This is a genomic window from Sphingobacterium sp. UME9 (genome assembly GCF_014170215.1).
In the GTDB taxonomy this organism is placed as follows: Bacteria; Bacteroidota; Bacteroidia; order Sphingobacteriales; family Sphingobacteriaceae; genus Sphingobacterium; species Sphingobacterium paramultivorum.
Genome location: NZ_LZZP01000012.1, coordinates 102,337 through 122,909, shown reverse-complemented (window position 1 = coordinate 122,909; position 20,573 = coordinate 102,337). Strand labels below are relative to the sequence as shown.

The following is a 20,573-nucleotide window of genomic DNA, read 5'->3' as shown; positions in this document are numbered from 1 at the left end:
AACAATTTTATGAAAAGAGTTTTACAAATTCTCTTATTTTTCATTTTTGCTATTCCTGGTTTGGCTTCGGGGCAATCCAAGATTGCTGGAAAAATAAGTGATGTAAAGGACCAACTAAAGTTATCAGACGCAACAGTTATGCTGTTGACCGCTAAAGATTCCATATTAACAGGCTTTACGAGATCTGACGAAAATGGTCTGTTTTCCTTAGCCAAGCCCGATACAGGAGCTTACGTGCTGATTGTGAGTTATCCCAAGTATGGCGATTTTTATACGGAGATTCAATCTGGTGTGGATTACTCCAAATTGGCTATTGGTCTAACAAATACAGCCACATTATTACAAGAAGTCATCGTTACTGGACGCATCCCAATCACAATTAAAGGTGATACCACAGAATATGATGCCGGCAGTTTTAAAGTTGAGAAGAATGCCAAGGTTGAAGACCTGTTGAAAGCTTTGCCTGGCATCACGGTTGATGCATCTGGAAAGATTACTGCACAAGGTAAAACAGTCAAAAAAGTATTGGTAGACGGTGAGGAATTTTTCGGTGATGATCCGACACTGGTGACACGAAATATCCGATCGGATATGGTGGATAAAGTTCAGGTTTATGAGAAAAAATCTGAGCAGGCAGAGCGAACAGGAGTGGATGACGGTCAGCGTGAGCAAACGATCAATGTAAAGCTAAAAGAAGGCTCTAAAAATGGCATGTTCGGAAAAGCGCTTCTTGGCGGTGGAACCGACGACTACTATATGGGGCAATTGATGTTGAACAAGTTTAAGGGATCGCAGAAAATATCAGTTTATGGGCTTTTCGGTAATAATGGTACCACGAGTATGAACTGGCAGGATGCACAAAAGTATGGTGGTGATTCAGGTGTGTCCTATGGTGATGACGGATCGATGAGCTGGTCTAATTTTACAGATCCTTTTTCTGGGCAAGGGGTTATCGGTGTACCTAAGGCTATAAATTCGGGCGTTAACTTCTCGGATAAATTTGATAAGGATAAACATACAGTCAACATTAACTATAAATATGGAAGATTGAGCAGTGATGGAAATGATGAAACGATTACGAGCGGTTTGATCGATAACAAATCAGTGAAGAATGTAGATACTGAAAATGATCAGCATCGTGCCAATCTGAAATATGACCTGAAATTAGATTCGTTAAATCTCTTAACCATACGAGGTGGGGCATCAAGAAAAAATCTTTGGTCAGATAACAAACGTGAAGCTTACCAATTTGGCCAAAAATCAGATACAACCATTGCTGAGAATACACGCGAATTGGTGAAAAATAACATCAACGAGTTCAATTTTAGTACTTATTTTACGCATAAATTCAAGAAAAAGGGACGTTCTTTTACATTTGATGGTCAATGGAAAAGAAATGAGATGAAAGGTACTGGACATTTGAATTCCGACCTGCGAAATTATAGCTTAAAAACAGATTCAACTACAGATCAAAGTAAGGTACGTAACAATACAAGTGATGTGCTAAGCGCTTCAATTTCCTATACCGAACCCTTATCCAAAATTTGGAACCTTGTTGTGGGAACAGGAATTGAGCAGAGTAATAGTAGTTCCATTGTGGAGTCTTTCAATATTGATGGAGAGGGAAATTATACTCAATTGGATCGTCGTTTCAGTAATAACTATGATTTTGATAGAAGCAGCAATAGGTACAAATTGGCTATAGTTCATACAACTGAAAAATTTAAGTTCACTGTGGCTAATAATTTCAATAATGACAAATTGAAACAGTTCAATAACTATACAAGCGAGGGGATTACAAGAAGTTACTTTACGTATAATCCAAATGTAAGTGCAGGCTATTCCTTTACAAAAACTAAGGGGTTATGGATGAACTATACCGGCAAAAATCAATTGCCTTCTTTGAGCCAGATCCAACCGATCTTGGATAACTCAGACCAGATTAATCGCTATTTGGGAAATGAAAACTTAAAACCATCGTTTAGAAACTCATTAAATCTGAACTATAATTCGTTCCGTGTTTTGACCGGGAATTACGTTTATGTCGGCGGTAATATTTCTACCGAAAAGAACCCGATTACGCAGAATATTGATACCCTAAAAGGAATTAATACATATACTTGGAATAATGTTGATGGCAAGACAAATACTTCCCTGAACGTATGGTCTGGAGTTTATTTCAAGCTGAGCAAAAAACTTGGCCTTTCCAACTCGCCACAGTTTTATGTGAATATGAGTGATAATTATAATATGTTCAATCACCAGTTGAATAAAGTAAATACGACGAACTTTAATTTTACGTATAATTTCAAAAGAGATACCAAGACAGGTTTAAATTTTGACCTGAACTTTAGTCCACAATATCGTTTGATGAAATCAAGTTTGGAACGCAATACCAACAGTAATGGTTTTGTATTCGCTTCCAACGGAAGTGTGGAGTATTTTTTCAACAAAACATTTAAGGTTTATACCAATTATACCTACTCCTACGAGGCGGCCACCAAAGCTTTTGATGAGAAGTTTGAGCAGTTTTTGTTGCATCCGGGTGTAAGCAAGAAATTCCTGAAAAATGAATCGTTGGTGTTGGATTTTATGATCAACGATGTTCTTAACCAGAACAAGGGCTTTAGTCGTTCGGCATCGACTTCTGTCTTTACGCAACGTCGATATGATACGATACGCAGATATTATATGCTTAAACTATCATGGGATTTTACAAAAATGTTTTTATAAAATATTAAGCGAAATATAATGTTAAAATATATCTTTTTTATCTTCTTCTGTTGTTCAGCCTTAGGTCTTAAAGCACAGTATACGTTGTTTGGTCGATCGGGAACTATTTCCTACGATAAGACGATGTATATGAAGAATATCGTAAGTAAAAAATTCATCGCTAAGGCCGATGATAACTCAAAACAGTTTTTTGAGCGTATAATACCGAGATTACCAGAAAGTGCCGTGTTAAAGAAGTCAATGAAATTCAATACCACGGAGACTTTGTTCGAGTCGGTAAAAGACGAGAGCCTGGATGCAGAGATTAAGCAGTATATTATGATGCTTGCGCTAGATTTTGATGCAGCAACACTTTCAAATATGTCTAACCGATCTTTTTTGAGATACAATGATATTGTAGGTGAAAAAATTATCGTTCAGGATTCCATGAAACGTATCAAATGGAAAATCACAGATGAATACCGTGAGATCGCTGGCTACAATTGTAGGAGAGCCAATGGTATTACACCGGACTCCATTTATGTCATTGGATATTACTGCAATGAAATTCCTATTAGTGGCGGCCCAGAGTCCATCAATGGTCTTCCGGGAATGATTTTAGGCTTGGTCGTACCTAGTCAGCACGTTTCCTATTTTGCAACAAAAGTCGAACTCAGCAACACAGTTGTGATGGACAAAAAGAAATTTGAGAATACAAAGGTAAAACGAATGACAAGAAAGGCCATGACAGATCAAATTACAGGTGTGCTGTCTCAACACATGAATAAAGAAACTGTTCAATTTATTATGGAACTTGGCAATTTATAAAAATCACAGCGTGCTGTTCACACAATATGTTGTGTATTTCTAACTGTTTAGATAAAAAAGCTCTTCAAAAGAAGAGCTTTTTTTATGGTTTTTAATTTGTATTGTATTGTTAGCCAGTTGTTTGTTTTGTTTTTTAATGTCTTTTTATTACTTGTATTTTTTTTGAGATAAACTTAAATTAACTGAAACAAAATATTAGTTTTGTGCACGAATTTTATTATTTATATAATTATATACTATCCAAACCATATTATGAAAAGAGTGGGGCAACTACTTTTACTTATTTTATTCTGTTTCTGCGGAATAGTTCATGCTCAATCCCGGATTGAAGGAAAAATCAGTGATGTAAAAGATCAGCTTAAGCTGCATAATGCAACAATTATGTTGTTAACAGCCAAAGATTCCATTTTGACCAATTTTGCCCGTTCGGATGAAAATGGTAAGTTCTCTCTTGAGCGGCCTGATACTGGACAATATTTTATCATTGTAACCTATCCGAAGTACGGTGAATATTACGCGGAGATCTTGCCAGGGCAGCATTACAATAACATGTCTATTGGAATGACCAGCAGCACAACCTTGCTGGAGGAAGTCATTGTTATGGGACGGGTGCCTATTAGTATCAAGGGCGATACAACGGAATATGATGCCGAAAGTTTTAAAGTGGAAAAAAACGCCAAAGTTGAAGATTTGTTGAAAGTCTTACCTGGGATTACCGTCGATGCCTCTGGAAAAATTACTGCCCAAGGAAAAACAGTGAAGAAAATGCTTGTTGACGGGGAGGAGTTCTTTGGTGACGATCCCATTTTAGTAAGCCGGAATATTCGTTCTGATATGGTTGATAAAATTCAGGTCTATGAAAAGAAGTCTGATAAGGCTGAGAAAACAGGAATTGATGACGGTGAACGTACACAGACAATCAACGTGAAGCTAAAAGAGGAAGCGAGACGCGGAATATTCGGGAAAGTAGATGTCGGTGGAGGTAGTGATAAGTTCTACGCTGGACAGGGCTTTTTGAACTATTTTAATCAATCGTTTAAAGCTTCGGCTTATTTGATTGCAAGTAATACCGGCAAGAGCGGGCTCAGTTATGAGGAGGTATCGAGCATGGGGGGTGATTACGATAGAGGCGATAATTTTAATGGTGAAGGTATTCCTAAGTCCTTGAATACGGGATTTCTATATTCAGATAAAACCGCTAACAAAAAACATGCTTGGCGGATCGACTATAAGCATATCCGATCCGATGTTGATCTGGATCGCAACGTGTTCACGCGCAATGCGGCACGCGACACGATATTGACTAGCAATAGCAGCACATTGGCGTCAAATGAAAACAGAAAGCATAATATTGGTTTGAAATATGAATTTAAGGTCGATTCCATGTCGGATTTAACGGTTTGGGCAGGTGCAAATAAAAGACATGATAATAGTTCTTCAGAGACACAATCAACTACTGTAAATCAATTTGATCAAAAGATCAACGATAACATGCGAAAGTTTAAGAACGATTCTAGATCCGAACAGTATAATGCCTCTGCACTCTATGTAAGACGTTTTAAAAAGAAAGGCCGTTCGTTATCATTCAACTATTTTACATCGGGCAATAAACAGGATGGTGAGCAAGATTTGTTTTCTAAACTTAGATTTTACAAATTAGGGAATGTTGAAAGAGATTCGACTCTCGACCAGAAGAAATTTGTGAAAAATAGCTCTTTTTCCACGGGGGGTGAATTTGCTTATTCCGAACCGATTTCAAAAAAGATTATCCTATCTTTCGAATATGGATTGAATTTCAACAGAAATAACAACGCAGTTAGGTCTTTCGATAAAAATCAGAATACCGGTAGTTTTGATAGACTAGATAGTTTGTATAGCAATGATTTCTTATACAAAACGACAAAAAACACGTATAATCTTGCTATTAATTACAAGCCTCTGGAAAAGCTGGTGGTCAATGTCTCGAATAAGTTCGAGAACAGTAATCTGTCGCAATTAAACCGCATGGAGAATTCGAGACTCTCACGATCATTTTTTGTGTATAATCCGGTGGTTGATGTTAATTATGAAATACAGAAAAATAAATCGATCAATCTAGAATATCAGGGTACCAATGGTTTGCCCTCTTTAAATCAGATCCAGCCACTCCGGTCGAATTTGGACCCTTTGAATGAATATCTAGGTAACGAAAATTTGAAACCATCCTACACCAATAATTTGAATCTAAGCTTTAGAACGTATTCCGTATTGGAAGATAAGTTTATAGGTATCTTTTTAAGTGCATCACGTACAAACAATGCTTTGGTGCAAAATACAACGATTGATTCATTGGGTAAGACGACATTTGTTTGGGGAAATTTGAATCATAATAGCAATAATCAAATTAGCATCAGGCCAATGTATTACGGCAAATTATGGAAAAAAATTCAATTGAGACATGGTGGCGGTCCATCGGTATCTTTCAGCAACAATTATAACTATGTCAATACTGTTTTGGCGAATGCCAAAGTGCAGCGTTATGGGATGAATTATAGTCTACAGCGATCGACAACCAAAGGCTTGGACTTTGGTATTGAATTGTCTCCAGGCTATCTTATACAAGACAATTCCATTGGTGCAATGGAAGATAGTAAGGGATTTACGTTTTCATCTGAGGGAAACCTAAAGTACTTTCTTCCGGCTAAATTTATTGTGCGGGCAGATTTTAGTTACAATTATCAGGCTCCTACAGCGGTGTACAGTAAAAAATTTGAACGATTTGTGCTGAGTCCCGCATTATCAAAAAAATTCCGAAAAGATGAAAAGCTTGAATTGACCTTTATGGTTAATGACCTCCTCAAACAGAATGTGGGTTTTGACAGAAGTCAAAACGGGACACTACTGACCGAACGCCGATACAACACAATCAGCAGATATTATATGGTTAAGCTCACTTGGGAAATAAATAAAATGCTCGTAAAATCGAAATAAAATGAAAGATATCAAAAATTTACTCGTCCTATTGCTGTTCTTTTTCTGGGGAGCCACAGCTTTTGGACAATATGCTTATTTTCCTACGCAAGGAACAATTACCTATGACAAAACCGTGTTTCTTAAAAACCTGCTCAAACGCTATGCAACATATGCAAAAGACGAGGATACACGTAACTCCATCAAAGAAATGATCGGGCAGATTCCCGAAAACAAGGTGTTGAAAAAGAAACTGACATTTTCCAATGATGAGGTCCTCTATGAGCATATTGCTGAAGAGTATTCGGATGTTGTTAGCGGGCTGATGCGGTCTGGGATTTTTGAGTCAGGGATAAGTGGCTACCAAAATTTGAAGAGTAAAGCATTTAATTCTGTCTTTGAGTTAGGAGGGGAACGGGTTGTCGTGGCAGATTCGACATTAAAGATCAAGTGGAAAATCACGAATGAATACCGTGAAATCGCAGGTTACCCCTGCCGTAGGGCCAATGGACTTGTATTGGATTCCATCTATGCCGTTGCTTTTTATACGGATCAAATCCCTGTTTCGGGAGGTCCTTCGGCCTTTAATGGACTACCGGGGATGATTCTTGGTTTGGCGGTTCCAGAGCTGCATTACAATATGTTTGCAACGAAGGTGGAGTTGGGAGCCGTAAACCCTTCATCGGCTACCTTGTTAAAGAAGAAAGATAAACCCTTGACCAGGCAGCAGGTTTATGATAAACTGAAGGACTCTTTCGGTGATTACCTGGGTATTAAGATTTACAATTTGGTGATAGCCTGTACATTTCTGTAAAAACCAACAAAAAAGGCCTTTCATTTGAAAGGCCTTTTTTATGTTTAACTTCGAAAAAACTATTTTCCGTCGTTTTTCTTAGAAGTAACTTCGTTACGAAGTTCTTGTGCTAAGGTTTTGATTTCTTGTAATCCTTTACGTACACGTGTACCAGCTGCAGAATTACCATTGTTGAAGAACTTGTCTGCATCAGCTTCGATAGAAGCTACTAACTCTTTTAATTTTACGTAGTTTTCCATTTTTTTATAATTATAATTTTAGTTTTTATGGTTTTTCCTAAACACTCCTTAAATATACAAAAACGAATCAAATAGAAAATAAATTTCGTTTTTTTTTATCGAAAAAGCTTAAAAAAAACTATTCAACAATCTTAAGTTCGTCAATAATGTTGGTTGCTCCTGCAAATTTATCGATGATAAATAATACATATCGGATATCAACTGAAATTGTACGTTGTAGCTTGTGGTCGAAGATCACATCACCAGCCATAGCTTCAATATTACCATCAAAAGCTAGGCCAATTAATTCACCGTTGCCATTTATTACGGGTGAACCTGAGTTTCCGCCTGTTATGTCGTTGTCACTTAGGAAGTTCACTGGTAGATATCCTTTCTTGTCTGCATAACGACCATAGTCCTTATTATTGTACAGATCCATCAAACGTTGTGGTAAATCAAACTCTTCGTCGCCCTTTTTGTACTTCGCAATAGTACCTTTTAACGTTGTGTAAAAGTTTTTGTCTGCATCGTTACGGGGATCTTGTGGTAGGCCCTTGATCGAACCGTAACTTAAACGTAACGTACTGTTCGCATCTGGATAGAATTTGCCTTTTGGATTCGAAGCCAATACCCCAGCGACATATTTACGATAAGCACCTTCAAATTTGTCATCTTGTGTTTTCCAGCTAGGATCTACTTGACGGTATCTGTTAAGTAAGGCCGAAGAAAGTTTATACAATGGGTCATTGGCTAAAATTTCAGCGTTAGGGGTCTCCAGGTAATTGTTCAAACGTTCAGCAGAAGCGAAGATGCTGTTCTTCACAGATTCTTTGACATAAGCCGTAAAGTCACCGTTATTTTTAGCAGCCAATTCTGCAATATATGGCGCAATATTTCCTGCTTTTTTAGCATAAAGATTCAATTCGTCAATCAATACTTGCTCTTCAAGCGGCATGTACATTTTTTCATAACCTGCATCGATGGCAGATTTTAAACGAGGAAGAATAGCATTTCTTCTTGCTTCATCTCCAGCAGTATATACTTCTAAACCTGATCCAATTGTGTTCGGTAAAGCTGCAATTGCACTAGAACGCAACATACCCATTAAATAGTTGTCATGTCTAGCTTTCTCGTTTGTCGAAGCATAAAATTCGTTGATTGTTTTGATGACATCACCGTATTCTGCTTTGTTTGCAGCTTTATTTGCCCATTTGTCAAATTTAGCTTCGTCTTTTGCTTTAGATTCTGCAGTTTTATGTAATGTCAAAGCATCAATCATTCCTTGACGGTTTTTCCAGTAGTTAGCTACCTGAGAGTATTTTGAAGCGTAGTTCAATTTTACAGCTTGGTCTTGATCCATGAATTTTTTCATGGCATCCATACCTGTTTTAGAAGCTTCTACCCAAGCTGGATAAGCGAATTTAACATTCTGATTGATTCCTCCAGCAGGCATCCAACGATTGGTACGACCTGGATAGCCTAAGATCATCGCGAAATCTCCTTCTTGAACACCTTTTAAGCTGACAGGTAGGAAATGTTTAGGTTTCAAAGGGACATTTTCTTGTGCATACTCTGCTGGATTACCATTTTTATCAGCGTAAACTCGGAAAATTGAGAAATCTCCCGTATGACGTGGCCATTCCCAGTTATCCGTATCACCGCCAAATTTTCCAATGCTATTTGGGGGTGTTCCCACCAAACGGACATCATTGTAATCTTGGTATACAAAATAATAGTACTCATTGCCTTGGTAGAACGATTTTACTTCAACCACATATTTACCATTTTCGCTATTCTCTTTTTGAATTTTGGCAATTTCAGCAGCAATGATTTTTTTTCGTTCATCTTCAGCCATTTTGTTGTTGACCAAACCTAAGATTCGTTTTGAAACATCATCCATGCGCACAAAAAAGCGAACCGACAAAGATTTAGGTTTTAACTCTTCATTTTTGGATTTGGCCCAGAAACCATTTGTTAAATGATCATTTTCTGGTGTAGAAAGTTCAGCAATAGCACCATATCCACAGTGATGGTTGGTGAATACCAAGCCTTGATCAGAAACGATCTCAGCAGTACAGCCACCATTGAATTGTACGATTGCATCTTTTAAGCTAGAGTGGTTAATGCTGTAGATTTCTTCGGCACTTAAGCGAAGCCCTTTTTTCTGCATATCTGACTCATTCAGACGCTTTAGATACATTAAAAACCACATTCCCTCATCGGCAAATGCAGCAAAGCTTGTTGTGATGAACAACAAACACATCCATAATTTTTTCATATCAACCTGATAAAAAGTTTGTTTATACAGTACAAAAATGCTTTAATTCTCTTAAAAACCAAAATATTAGACTTTATAATATGCTTTTTACCAATTTTTATGTCAATTGAAAGTAAATGTGTACCGTATTGGTTGTCAAGGAAAGTCAAATGGACTCTTTTCCTTATCTTTGCAAGATGCAGCAATCATTTGAAAATTTTAAATTCAATAAACAGATCTTAAATGCGATAGCGGAGGCGGGGTATCAACAACCGACAGAGATCCAAGAAAAGGCAATTACTCCAATATTGGCCGGGCAGGATGTGATGGGAATCGCTCAGACGGGAACTGGAAAAACCGCGGCATTCGTGTTGCCCATGTTGATGAAGTTAAAGTATGCTCAGGGAAATGATGCGCGTGCGTTGATTTTGACACCAACGAGAGAATTGGCCATGCAGATCGAAGAAAATATTAAGCTGTTTTCTACTTACCTTGATTTGCGTTCAGTGGTACTTTATGGTGGATTAGGACCAAAAACTCAGATAGAAATACTTGAAAAAGGAGTGGATATTATCGTGGCAACTCCAGGTCGATTTTTAGACTTGTACCTCGAAGGGCACATTGTTGTCAAATCACTCAAATTTTTGGTCTTGGACGAGGCCGATAAGATGATGGATATGGGTTTTATTAGTAAGATCCATCGTGTACTTGAAATCGTACCACGCAAACGTCAGAACTTATTGTTCTCAGCAACAATGAGTGAGCTTGTTCGCAAAATTGCAGGTGATTTCTTAGCATTTCCGACCGTTATTGAGGTGTCGGAACAAGCTACACCAGCAAAAACGGTGAGTCAGGCTTTGTATGTTGTACCCAACCAAAAGACAAAATTGAATTTGCTTCAACATCTCTTGCAAGATGATGAAGCGTTTAGCCGATTGATTGTTTTCTGTAAGACAAAGCAGGTAGCAGACAATGTTTTCCACTTTTTGGAACGTAAATATGGTAAAGATGAGGTTCGTGTTATTCATGCCAACAAGGGGCAGAATACACGTATCAACTCCATCAATGCGTTTAAGGAAGGGAATATTCGTATTTTGGTCGCAACGGATGTGGCGGCGCGAGGACTTGACGTTTCTAATGTAAGCCATGTGATCAACTTTGAAGTACCTATTGTTATAGAAGATTATGTGCATCGTATTGGACGTACCGGGCGAGCTTTCAATGAGGGAGATGCTATCACGTTCTGTAATGATGCCGAGAAATATTATGTTCGCAAAATCGAAAAATTGATCAAGCAAAGTATCCCTGTCTACGCACTACCAGAGGATGTCTTTATAGAGAAAACACCCTATCATGAAAAACAGGATATTGCGCGCGAGATTGATAATCAAAAACGAAAAGATGATCCAGATTTCCAAGGTGCTTTTCACGAGAAAAAGTACGTTATCAAACAGAAAGAAGTGCGGGAGGCACAACGAGCTTCCGGATTTAAACCAAAAGCAAAAAGTAAAAGTAAGTCTGCAGGTGGAAAATCGGGAGGAACAAATCGCAATTTTAAAAAACGTTAATTTATTGTGCGCTTTACACCACTAAATATCGCTAGTGCATGCCTTGTTGCCTGGTTTGTTATAGAAAACCCCAATGATGAAAAGGCTTTATTTACTTGGGGCGCATTTATCCTATTGTTGTTGATATTGACCGTTATTGATATTGTATTTAGGGTCTTTGTAAAGCCAAATAAAAAAATGTGGTTATTACAATTGGCATTTTTGGTAGTCGTTTGTGTCACCAGTTTAATTGTCAAAGTAACCTTTGGGTAAGAGGTAAAATTAAAAATAAAGACGAGTTAGGTTGTGAATCGATGGCAAATATAGTTCCTGTTTCAAAAAACATAGCTCAATATAAATAGCTCAATAATATTAAAATGAAAAAAGCTGAAATAAAATTACAGGTAGAGTTAGATGAAAACAACGTGCCTGAAAATATCATGTGGTCTTCTACAGATGGAAATAATGCGGAGGAATTACCTGCAAAAGCGATGTTTTTAGCCCTATGGGATTCACATTATAAAAATTCAATGCGTATCGACCTTTGGACTAAAGATATGCCCTACGATGAAATGAAACGTTTTTTCTATGAAACGCTGCAAACATTGGGCGACTCTTTTATCCGTTCTTCAGGCGGTGATCCGATGGCGGAAAAAGTTATTGGCGACTTGCGTGATTACTGTGCGCATTTTGCAGATAAAATGGAAGTTTTAATGCCACAACAATAGTTTTTAACGCTTAACAGAAATTTGACCATGCAATACTTCTTAGTAAAATCTGAACCATTTAAATATAGCTGGGAACAATTTAATAAAGATGGCCGTACATTTTGGGATGGCGTTCGTAATTATCAAGCTAGGAATAATATCAAAGCTATGAAAGAAGGAGATCTTGTCCTGTTCTACCATAGCAATGAAGGAAAAGAAGTTGTGGGGGTGGCGAAAGTCGTCAAGGAATTTTATCAAGATCCGACAACAGATGATGAGCGTTGGGTCGTTGTGGATCTGGCACCTGTAGAGACGCTGAAGAAATCCGTTACGTTGGAAACCATTAAGGCTGATGAGCAGTTGCAGGATATCGCTTTGGTCAGACAAGGACGTTTGTCTGTAATGCCTTTGAAGCCAGAAGAATTTGATCGAATTTTAGCGCTTGGTAACGCGTAAGCTACCGCGAATAAATCAACCCAGTATATGGGGATATAACTCAAAAAGGGAAAACGATCGTTTTCCCTTTTTAAGTATTTACACGGTATGTAAGTCATGAACATTAAGCATTAGTTCTTTTGGCTAAAAAGACTGACCAGCGCTTTTAATTTTTTTGCATTTTCAGGCTTTAATTTCCCCGCGAGAATAAGGCGCAGTTCTCTTCGTTGTAATGCATCTTCGTAAGCTTTGTGTTCTATATCTGTTTCCGGAATTAATACAGGCACAGCTTTAGGATTGTTATCCGCATCAACAGCAACAAAGGTGTAATAAGCTTCGTTGGTTTTTACACGGGTGCCTTCCGGTAAATTAGACGCGAAAATTTCCATGCGTACTTCCAAAGAACTATTAAACGCACGCGTTACCTGAGCTTGTATCGTGACGACCTCACCAAGTTTAATGGAGCGCTTAAAAGATACATTGTCGACTGATACTGTTACGACGACATTGCTACAGTGTTTTTGAGCAGCAATAGCTGAACAGATATCCATCCAATACAATAAACGGCCGCCCATCAAATTCCCAAAAGTATTTGTGTCGTTGGGTAATACCAATTCGTTCATCTCAGTGTATGACTCTCGCGCAAATTTCTCTATCATATCATTATTTGTCATTATCGTCCAAACGTTTTGAATTGATTATCTATGATTGCCAAAGAATCCATAAATGACGTCGGCACATAACCCAATTCAGCGTTAGATCTAGTCAGATCAAAGCCTGTCTGCCGTGGCCTGTTCTCCGCCTGTCCAATGCTGGCAGCACTGATCTCCGAAATCAATCCTTTATCTAGTTGCCAGTAGTCTGCAATTTTGTAGACAGCCTCATTGATCGACATTAACTCTGCTCCTGAAATATGAAATATTCCCTGCGCTTTTCGGTCAATAGCGAGTTGGCAAGCATAAGCTAAATCATCTACAAAGGTAGGCATTCTCCATTGGTCATTGACTACTTTTATGGGTTCATTTTGCGACAACTTACTTTTAGCCCATAATACTAGATTCGAACGATTGGGGTCAGCATTGATCCCATAGACTAATATCGTGCGAAGGATAGCATAATTACAGCTGGACTGTACAAGCACTTGTTCGGAAGCATATTTACTCTTCCCATATTCACTTTGTGGATTGGGGAGATCTGTTTCATCATAAGGCGCATTTTTTTTGCCATCAAATACAAAGTCCGTAGATAAGTGGATCAGTTGGGTCTGATGTGCCGTACAATAGGAAGCCAGATAGGCTACGAGATCGACGTTAAGCGATTGACATGCTGCTTGATCTGCTTCACAAGCTTCCACACTTGTCATGGCTGCTGTATGTACAATTGCATCAAAAGTTTGTGCAGATAAAAAATCTGTCAGTTTTTCCCGATCCGATAGGTCTACTTGAAAGAAAGCATAATCCACTTGATTCGGGTTGCGATTTGGACCCTTTGAAATGGCAACAACATCATATTGGTCATTTTTAGCAAGTAAATCAACGACTTTTTGGCCAAGGAATCCATTGGACCCTGTCACTAGAATTTTTTTCATCAACAATAATTAAATGATATCCAAGCACCTGTTTATAAAGACTCGTTTGCAGGGTCTTAAGGGTGCTGTTTAGTTTATTCGTGTATGTCTACAAATTAATTTACTAATCTCTGTTATAGCATTTGAGCATATAAAAAGCTAGATTATCACATTTTGTTAGACACAAATCCGCCTTTTTTGTTTTAGTTGGTCCATATAAAATCCATTTTACTGGATTGTTTCATGATATTTTCAACTACTGTTTTTTCTAGATCTAAAATGGACTTTAAAGCGTTGTAATCAATTTTATCGGCATCATCGGTCGGCATATGATAGTCTGGGTGTCCACCAGTATGGAAAAACAACACCGGTATATTCTTTTTGTAGAATGAAGTTTGGTCAGATCCGCCGTTGCCATCCTTGCTAAGATTAAATTTTATAGGTGCCTGAACATCTTTGAATATAGCTGGCCATTGACTACTTGTTCCGTAGCCGATTACAGCAAGACCGTTGCTGGGATTATAACGGCCGATCATATCCATATTGAGCATGGCTGTGATTTTCTCCAATGGTAGGGTAGGGTGTTCCGTAAAATATTTGGAACCAACTAATCCCAATTCTTCCGCTCCGAAAGCAATAAACAACAAGTTGTAGGGTTCTTTTTCATTGTTGCTGCTAAAGTAACGTGCGAGCTCCAATAAACCAGCAGTACCAGAGGCATTATCGTCGGCTCCATTGTGGATTTTGCCTACTCCTAAGGAATCTTTTGAACTTCCTTGACGACCTGTTCCCAAGTGATCGTAATGTGCACCTATAACAACTGTTAAGTCTGCACCATTGTCAATAAATCCAATGATATTATCTGCATTGCGAATACTGTCTGCAACTTTTACTTTCCAGACTTTGGCTTTGAAGGATTGGCGGTATCCTTTTTCACCTTTAGGCTCAAGTTTGTATTTTTTGAATTCCTTTTCAATATAATCTGCAGCTTTAAATACTTCCTTACTGCCCGTTCCTCGTCCCTGCATTTTGTCGTCGGCGAGGTAATAGATATGTTTCTTTAAGTTAGAAACTTCGATCTGCTGTGCCTGCGCTATTTGGATTCCTAGTAGGCAGCAAAGTGTCAGAAGTAGGCTAATGTTTTTCATGCTAATAGTAGAGTTTAGATAGTTGTATTGGGTTGTATGTACAAAAAATAAAAGCCTTGGGATTAACAAGGCTTTTAGGGATATTTCGTTAATCTTCAACGATTTCACTGTGGATGCTGGATTTCTCTTCTTTTTCTGTTTTGAAATACCGTTTTTGAAATAACAGGATCAAAACCACCCCAACAGAAATTGCCGAGTCGGCAATGTTGAATACAGGTCGGAAGAAGAGGAACTCTTCACCGCCCCAAAAGGGCACCCAAGAAGGGAAGTTGCCTTGAATTAATGGGAAATAAAGCATATCGACTACTTTTCCGTGCAGGAAGGAAGAATAACCACCACCTGCTGGGAATAAACTCGCTTTATCATACCAGGTACTTTCACTAAAGATGACACCGTAAAAAGCAGAATCGATGATATTTCCTAAGGCACCCGCAAGAATTAGGGCAACATTTAAGATGAATCCACGGTTATACTTATTTTTGATCATGTAATGTAGGCCGTATCCAATACCAGCTACGGCTAAAATACGAAATACCGTCAAAAATAATTTTCCATAATCACCGCCAAATTCCATACCATAGGCCATTCCATTGTTTTCAATAAAATGAATCTGGAAAAATTTGCCCAATACATGGTGGCTTTGTCCAATTGTCATTGTGAGCTTAACCCATATTTTTGACAATTGATCTATTAAAAGTATCGCTACGATGAGCGCGATCGGTTTCGTATAACCCTTCATTGTGTTATAAAAATGGTCTTTGCCTAAGCAAAGACCATATATTTAATGCCTAAAATTAATATTGTTTGTTTTTCGCTTCGATGCTCAACGTTGTATGTGGAACAGCTTTCAAACGTTCTTTTTGAATCAGTTTTCCTGTTTCTCTACAGATACCATACGTTTTGTTCTCGATGCGCACCAACGCCGCTTCTAGGTTGTCGATAAATTTCTTTTGACGAGCAGCCAATTGATTTGTTTGCTCTTTTTCTAAAGTAGCTGAACCGTCTTCCAATGTCTTGTACGTTCCAGCAGTATCGTCGGTACCATTAGCATTACTGTTATTAAGCGTTGCGGTCAACGAGGAAAGCTCTTCTTTTGCTATTCTAAGCTTGTCCAAGATAATATCTTTGAATTCTTGTAATTCTGAATCGCTATAGCGTGTTTTCTCGTTGTTGTTTGCCATAATTTAATTTTTTTGGATTAATGCCTTAAGTTCTTTGCCATCGATCTCGATGGTCTCTCCTTCAGTTAGTGAATCTTCAAATACCAATGAATCGGCCAGAATTTCGGTGCAAATATACGATAAATTTTCGTTGGCAGCATTAACCACTTCTGAAGCAGCTGTTAACTTTACGTTAATTCTATCAGTGACTTCTAATCCTTTATCCTTCCTTAGATTTTGTAGGCGGTTGATCAGTTCTCTTGACAAACCTTCTTTTTTCAATTCTTCGGTGATATGTACATCTAATGCTACGGTCAATTTACCTAGATTCGCTACTTGCCATCCTTCAACGTCTTCTGCTATAATTTCTACATCGCTCAGTAAAATCGTATATGGCGTGCCTGCTAGGGCCAATTCGCCTGTTGATTCCAACGTGCTGATTTGATCTATAGTCAACGATTGGATAGACGAAGAAACTAACTTCATATCCTTACCAACTTTCGCGCCAAGAGCTTTGAAATTTGGTTTTATTTTTTTCTTAATAATACCAGTGGTATCTGTAATGAACTCGATATCTTTGATATTGGTCTCAGAAAGTATCAGATCTTTTACTTTCTCTACCTTTTCTTGGAAAGCACTATCCAGTACCGGAACCAAAATTTTATTTAATGGTTGACGTACATTGATGGAAGTTTTCTTCCGTAAAGAAAGTGTCAGCGATGAGATATCCTGCGCTAAAGCCATGCGTTCTTCCAGATCTTTATCGACTAGACTTTCATTATAAACCGGGAAATTCGCCAGGTGAACAGATTCAACTTGTTCCTTGTTCGTGGCTGAATTCAAATCCAGGAATAATCTATCCGAGAAGAAAGGTGATATTGGCGACATCAATTTCGCAATCGTATCAAGACATGTATAAAGTGTTTGATAGGCCGAAATTTTATCTTCTGTATAATCTCCTTTCCAGAAACGACGACGGCAAAGACGGACATACCAGTTGCTGAGATGTTCATCAACAAAGTTTTGAATAGCGCGCGCGGCTTTTGTAGGCTCGTAATCCGCCAAGTATTCGTCTACTTCCTTGGTCAACGAATTTAATAAGGAGATAATCCAACGGTCAATTTCAGGACGTTTTTCCAAAGCAATATCTGGTTCTGAATAGGAGAACTTATCGATATTGGCATACAATGCAAAAAAAGCGTAGGTATTATATAAAGTACCAAAGAATTTACGACGGACTTCATCCAACCCTTCCATATTGAATTTAAGGTTGTCCCATGGTGCGGCATTACTGATCATGTACCAGCGTGTTGCATCGGCACTGTATTGATCGATCGTCGAGAATGGATCAACACCATTGCCTAGGCGTTTGGACATCTTATTTCCATTTTTATCCAATACCAAGCCATTGGAAACCACGTTTTTGAAGGAAACCGATTTGTACATCATTGTAGAAATCGCATGTAAGGTGAAAAACCAACCCCGTGTTTGATCAACCCCTTCAGCGATAAAGTCTGCCGGGTATGCATGATCGAATCCAGCTTTAAAAGGAAACTCTTCGCCTTTGGCTAATTTTTCGTGATCCAATCCCCATTGTGCATAAGGCATTGCGCCCGAATCAAACCAAACATCGATCAGATCAGGTTCGCGGAATAACTTTTGTCCGGCATCAGAAACAAGAACGATATCGTCCACATATGGACGGTGAAGATCCAGTTGCTCGGTGTCGAATTTATCCAAGTAAGCTTTATTCTTCGCTTTTTCATCGTCAGACAAAACGTCTGAGGTCAAAGAAGCTTCCAATAAAGACTTTAATTCAGGTAAGGAGCCGATACAAACTTCTTCATTTTCGTCTTCTGAACGCCAGATAGGAAGTGGAGTTCCCCAGTAACGCGAACGCGAAAGGTTCCAGTCTACCAAGTTTTCTAGCCAGTTTCCAAAGCGGCCGGTACCGGTTGCTTCAGGTTTCCAGTTGATGGTTTTATTTAATGCAACCAAATCTTCCTTCACTGCTGTGGAGCGGATAAACCAGCTATCTAATGGATAGTATAGAACAGGTTTGTCTGTACGCCAACAATGTGGATAGGTATGCTCATATTTTTTGACATCGAAAGCTTTGTTGTCCTCTTTCAGTTTGATAGAGATCAACACGTCTGTAGGTTTGAAGTCTTCTTTTGAACGTTCCTCAGCGCTGTAATATTCCTCTTTGACAAATCTTCCGGCAAAATCTGTGATTTCACTTACAAAACGTCCAGTACGGTCAACAGTAGGTACCTCTTTTCCATTTTCATCTTTCACCAAGATGCCCGGTACACCATGTTCTTTTGCTACACGAAAGTCATCCGCACCATAAGTAGGAGCAGCGTGGACGATACCGGTACCGTCTTCGGTCGTAACAAAGTCGCCTGGAATAACGCGGAAAGCATTTTCTTGTAAGTCCGCGTTGGTGATATAGGGCAACAATTGCTCATAGCGCAAGCCAACAAGTTCTTCGCCTACAAATTCTGCTGCAAGCTCCCAGGGGATTACTTTGTCGCCCAATTTATAGTCTTGGAAGGATGCATTTTCTCCTTCCGCTTTAAAATGTTTGCTGATCAAATCTTTCGCTAACACGACAGATACAGGAGCACCGGTATATTTATTGAAAGTTCGGATCTTAACATAATTTATTTTCTTGCCTACAACCAAGGCTGTGTTGGACGGTAAAGTCCATGGCGTGGTCGTCCAGGCAATGAATGCTACATCCTCCGCATCGTCGTCAACTAATTTTTCTATAGCTGGATGAAGCTGACTTTTGATAAGTCTAAACTCTGCAACGATGGTGGTATCTTTAACATCTTTATAGGTGCCGGGCTGGTTAAGTTCATGCGAACTCAATCCTGTACCTGCTGCCGGAGAGTAAGGTTGTATCGTATAACCCTTGTACAAAAGACCTTTTTTATAAAGTTCTTTCAATAAATACCATAAGGTTTCGATGTATTCATTCTTGTAAGTAATATAAGGATGTTCAAGGTCAACCCAATAGCCCATTTTGGTGGTTAGGTCATTCCATACATCGGTATATTTCATTACCTCCTTGCGACAAGCGTCATTATATTGTTCTACGGTAATCTTTTTGCCGATATCCTCTTTTGTGATTCCAAGAGCTTTTTCGACAGCAAGTTCAATGGGCAGACCATGGGTATCCCAGCCGCCTTTTCGTTTCACTTGGTAACCTTTCAAAGTCTTGTAACGACAGAAAATATCCTTAATAGTACGTGCCATCACGTGGTGAATTCCAGGCATTCCATTTGCAGAAGGCGGACCTTCAAAAAATGTATAGGTCTTGCTTTCAGGACGATTATTGATACTTTTTTCGAATATTTTTTCCTGTTCCCAACGGGTCAAAATCTCTTTACCTATCTCGGGTAAATTTAACTGCTTATATTCTTTGTACATCAGACTGTTGTATGCTTCTTTTCTAAAGGTCGCTAATTTAGTGATTTATGATGGAAAATGAAAGAGGGCTTTGTTGTGCTTATATCATTAAATCGAGGTTGAACTTTTTGAAATCTTCACTCGATCAACTGGCGAAAATGATGGAAGCATCTGCTACGACAAAGGGACCACCTATGGCAGTCCCTTTGTTATTTCATTCGTGCTGAAATTCAGTTATGCTGAAAAACTGCTTCCACATCCACAGGTACTTGTTGCATTGGGATTATTGAATGTGAAGCCCCTTGCATCTAGTCCCGATTTGAAGTCGATTTCCATACCGGCAAGATATAGGCCATGTGCTTTGTTCATAAAGATGCGAATTCCTTGAATTTCGTATTCGTTATCGCCGTCCTTTTTCTGGTCAAAGCCCAAGATATAACTCATACCGGAACAACCGCCGCCTTCAACACCGACACGTAAACCAAAATCATCAGAGATTTCTTGTTGATCCTTTAATTTATTTAGTTCCTTGATTGCCCCTTCTGTTAAAGAAACAGGAGCAACTGCTGTATGTTCTGTACTCATTGTAATAGTGTTTTAGCCAATCCAATACAAAAATACATTTTTTTAATGGCAAATTGCTTGACCGGGATTTTTTGACATTTTCGAAACATTCAATTCTTCGTACGCTTATTCGGTCCGATAGCACCATAAAATGATCTTGACCTAATTAGTTAATTCGCATAAATAAGGCTAATTTTCTAAGAATATTTAATAAAATAGGACTTTTTGTCGATATTCTTTATGGAATATG

At 38.5% G+C, this 20,573-nt stretch carries 17 protein-coding genes; 8 read left to right on the top strand and 9 right to left on the bottom strand.

Going from position 1 to position 20,573, the window contains the following annotated elements; genetic code table 11:
- The first annotated feature begins 9 nt into the window (after positions 1–9).
- The 4 genes from A9970_RS17995 to A9970_RS17980 all read left to right on the top strand — a co-directional run bounded on the left by A9970_RS17995 (position 10) and on the right by A9970_RS17980 (position 7,303).
- Positions 10–2,733 (top strand): outer membrane beta-barrel protein, encoded by a 2,724-nt coding sequence (locus A9970_RS17995; protein ID WP_182983272.1) that lies wholly within the window; start codon positions 10–12, stop codon positions 2,731–2,733.
- Positions 2,734–2,751: 18 nt separating this feature from the next.
- Entirely contained in the window at positions 2,752–3,540 is a 789-nt protein-coding gene (locus A9970_RS17990; protein WP_182330084.1) for a GLPGLI family protein, read from the top strand.
- Positions 3,541–3,792: 252 nt separating this feature from the next.
- A complete protein-coding gene (locus tag A9970_RS17985; protein ID WP_182983271.1) occupies positions 3,793–6,510 on the top strand; it encodes an outer membrane beta-barrel protein in 2,718 nt (905 codons plus the stop codon).
- A 1-nt stretch (position 6,511) separates the two neighbouring features.
- The gene (locus A9970_RS17980) at positions 6,512–7,303 is read left to right on the top strand and encodes a GLPGLI family protein (RefSeq protein ID WP_182983270.1); all 792 of its coding nucleotides are present in this window, start codon (positions 6,512–6,514) and stop codon (positions 7,301–7,303) included.
- Between the two features lie 59 nt (positions 7,304–7,362).
- Here the strand turns inward: A9970_RS17980 and A9970_RS17975 are convergent, their stop codons facing one another.
- The gene (locus A9970_RS17975) at positions 7,363–7,542 is read right to left on the bottom strand and encodes a histone H1 (protein ID WP_153847224.1); all 180 of its coding nucleotides are present in this window, start codon (positions 7,540–7,542) and stop codon (positions 7,363–7,365) included.
- 118 nt (positions 7,543–7,660) lie between these two features.
- A complete protein-coding gene (locus tag A9970_RS17970) occupies positions 7,661–9,799 on the bottom strand; it encodes a S46 family peptidase (RefSeq protein WP_159730488.1) in 2,139 nt (712 codons plus the stop codon).
- Between the two features lie 176 nt (positions 9,800–9,975).
- On the opposite strand from A9970_RS17970, the gene A9970_RS17965 reads away from it, so the two are divergent.
- The 4 genes from A9970_RS17965 to A9970_RS17950 all read left to right on the top strand — a co-directional run bounded on the left by A9970_RS17965 (position 9,976) and on the right by A9970_RS17950 (position 12,488).
- Complete coding sequence (locus A9970_RS17965) at positions 9,976–11,346, top strand: DEAD/DEAH box helicase (RefSeq protein WP_153847222.1); 1,371 nt, start codon at positions 9,976–9,978, stop codon at positions 11,344–11,346.
- 6 nt (positions 11,347–11,352) lie between these two features.
- The gene (locus A9970_RS17960; protein WP_182983269.1) at positions 11,353–11,598 is read left to right on the top strand and encodes a hypothetical protein; all 246 of its coding nucleotides are present in this window, start codon (positions 11,353–11,355) and stop codon (positions 11,596–11,598) included.
- 104 nt (positions 11,599–11,702) lie between these two features.
- Positions 11,703–12,053, top strand: coding sequence for a gliding motility protein GldC (gene gldC / locus A9970_RS17955; RefSeq protein ID WP_088160288.1), 351 nt, complete (start codon positions 11,703–11,705; stop codon positions 12,051–12,053).
- Positions 12,054–12,080: 27 nt separating this feature from the next.
- A complete protein-coding gene (locus tag A9970_RS17950; protein WP_075991117.1) occupies positions 12,081–12,488 on the top strand; it encodes an EVE domain-containing protein in 408 nt (135 codons plus the stop codon).
- 110 nt (positions 12,489–12,598) lie between these two features.
- Here the strand turns inward: A9970_RS17950 and A9970_RS17945 are convergent, their stop codons facing one another.
- The 7 genes from A9970_RS17945 to A9970_RS17915 all read right to left on the bottom strand — a co-directional run bounded on the left by A9970_RS17945 (position 12,599) and on the right by A9970_RS17915 (position 20,344).
- The gene (locus tag A9970_RS17945; protein ID WP_046674180.1) at positions 12,599–13,126 is read right to left on the bottom strand and encodes an acyl-CoA thioesterase; all 528 of its coding nucleotides are present in this window, start codon (positions 13,124–13,126) and stop codon (positions 12,599–12,601) included.
- Between the two features lie 14 nt (positions 13,127–13,140).
- On the bottom strand, positions 13,141–14,055 hold the full coding sequence (locus A9970_RS17940; protein ID WP_182983268.1) for an SDR family oxidoreductase: 915 nt from the start codon (positions 14,053–14,055) through the stop codon (positions 13,141–13,143).
- Between the two features lie 182 nt (positions 14,056–14,237).
- Positions 14,238–15,182, bottom strand: coding sequence for a M20/M25/M40 family metallo-hydrolase (locus A9970_RS17935; protein WP_182983267.1), 945 nt, complete (start codon positions 15,180–15,182; stop codon positions 14,238–14,240).
- 88 nt (positions 15,183–15,270) lie between these two features.
- Positions 15,271–15,921 carry a lipoprotein signal peptidase gene (locus tag A9970_RS17930; protein ID WP_075991120.1) on the bottom strand — a complete coding sequence of 217 codons (651 nt, stop codon included), beginning with the start codon at positions 15,919–15,921 and terminating at the stop codon, positions 15,271–15,273.
- A gap of 55 nt (positions 15,922–15,976) precedes the next feature.
- Positions 15,977–16,363, bottom strand: coding sequence for a TraR/DksA C4-type zinc finger protein (locus A9970_RS17925; protein ID WP_046674049.1), 387 nt, complete (start codon positions 16,361–16,363; stop codon positions 15,977–15,979).
- A gap of 3 nt (positions 16,364–16,366) precedes the next feature.
- The gene (gene ileS / locus A9970_RS17920) at positions 16,367–19,780 is read right to left on the bottom strand and encodes an isoleucine--tRNA ligase (protein WP_182983266.1); all 3,414 of its coding nucleotides are present in this window, start codon (positions 19,778–19,780) and stop codon (positions 16,367–16,369) included.
- 213 nt (positions 19,781–19,993) lie between these two features.
- A complete protein-coding gene (locus tag A9970_RS17915) occupies positions 19,994–20,344 on the bottom strand; it encodes an iron-sulfur cluster assembly accessory protein (protein WP_046674047.1) in 351 nt (116 codons plus the stop codon).
- Between the last annotated feature and the right edge of the window lie 229 nt (positions 20,345–20,573).

Coding starts and splice junctions, on each gene's coding strand:
- gldC (WP_088160288.1), top strand. CDS start 11,703: ATGAAAAAAGCTGAAATAAAATTACAGGTAGAGTTAGATGAAAACAAC.
- ileS (WP_182983266.1), bottom strand. CDS start 19,780: ATGTACAAAGAATATAAGCAGTTAAATTTACCCGAGATAGGTAAAGAG.
- A9970_RS17990 (WP_182330084.1), top strand. CDS start 2,752: ATGTTAAAATATATCTTTTTTATCTTCTTCTGTTGTTCAGCCTTAGGT.
- A9970_RS17965 (WP_153847222.1), top strand. CDS start 9,976: ATGCAGCAATCATTTGAAAATTTTAAATTCAATAAACAGATCTTAAAT.
- A9970_RS17985 (WP_182983271.1), top strand. CDS start 3,793: ATGAAAAGAGTGGGGCAACTACTTTTACTTATTTTATTCTGTTTCTGC.
- A9970_RS17975 (WP_153847224.1), bottom strand. CDS start 7,542: ATGGAAAACTACGTAAAATTAAAAGAGTTAGTAGCTTCTATCGAAGCT.
- A9970_RS17995 (WP_182983272.1), top strand. CDS start 10: ATGAAAAGAGTTTTACAAATTCTCTTATTTTTCATTTTTGCTATTCCT.
- A9970_RS17950 (WP_075991117.1), top strand. CDS start 12,081: ATGCAATACTTCTTAGTAAAATCTGAACCATTTAAATATAGCTGGGAA.
- A9970_RS17980 (WP_182983270.1), top strand. CDS start 6,512: ATGAAAGATATCAAAAATTTACTCGTCCTATTGCTGTTCTTTTTCTGG.
- A9970_RS17935 (WP_182983267.1), bottom strand. CDS start 15,182: ATGAAAAACATTAGCCTACTTCTGACACTTTGCTGCCTACTAGGAATC.
- A9970_RS17915 (WP_046674047.1), bottom strand. CDS start 20,344: ATGAGTACAGAACATACAGCAGTTGCTCCTGTTTCTTTAACAGAAGGG.
- A9970_RS17940 (WP_182983268.1), bottom strand. CDS start 14,055: ATGAAAAAAATTCTAGTGACAGGGTCCAATGGATTCCTTGGCCAAAAA.
- A9970_RS17970 (WP_159730488.1), bottom strand. CDS start 9,799: ATGAAAAAATTATGGATGTGTTTGTTGTTCATCACAACAAGCTTTGCT.
- A9970_RS17925 (WP_046674049.1), bottom strand. CDS start 16,363: ATGGCAAACAACAACGAGAAAACACGCTATAGCGATTCAGAATTACAA.
- A9970_RS17945 (WP_046674180.1), bottom strand. CDS start 13,126: ATGATAGAGAAATTTGCGCGAGAGTCATACACTGAGATGAACGAATTG.
- A9970_RS17930 (WP_075991120.1), bottom strand. CDS start 15,921: ATGAAGGGTTATACGAAACCGATCGCGCTCATCGTAGCGATACTTTTA.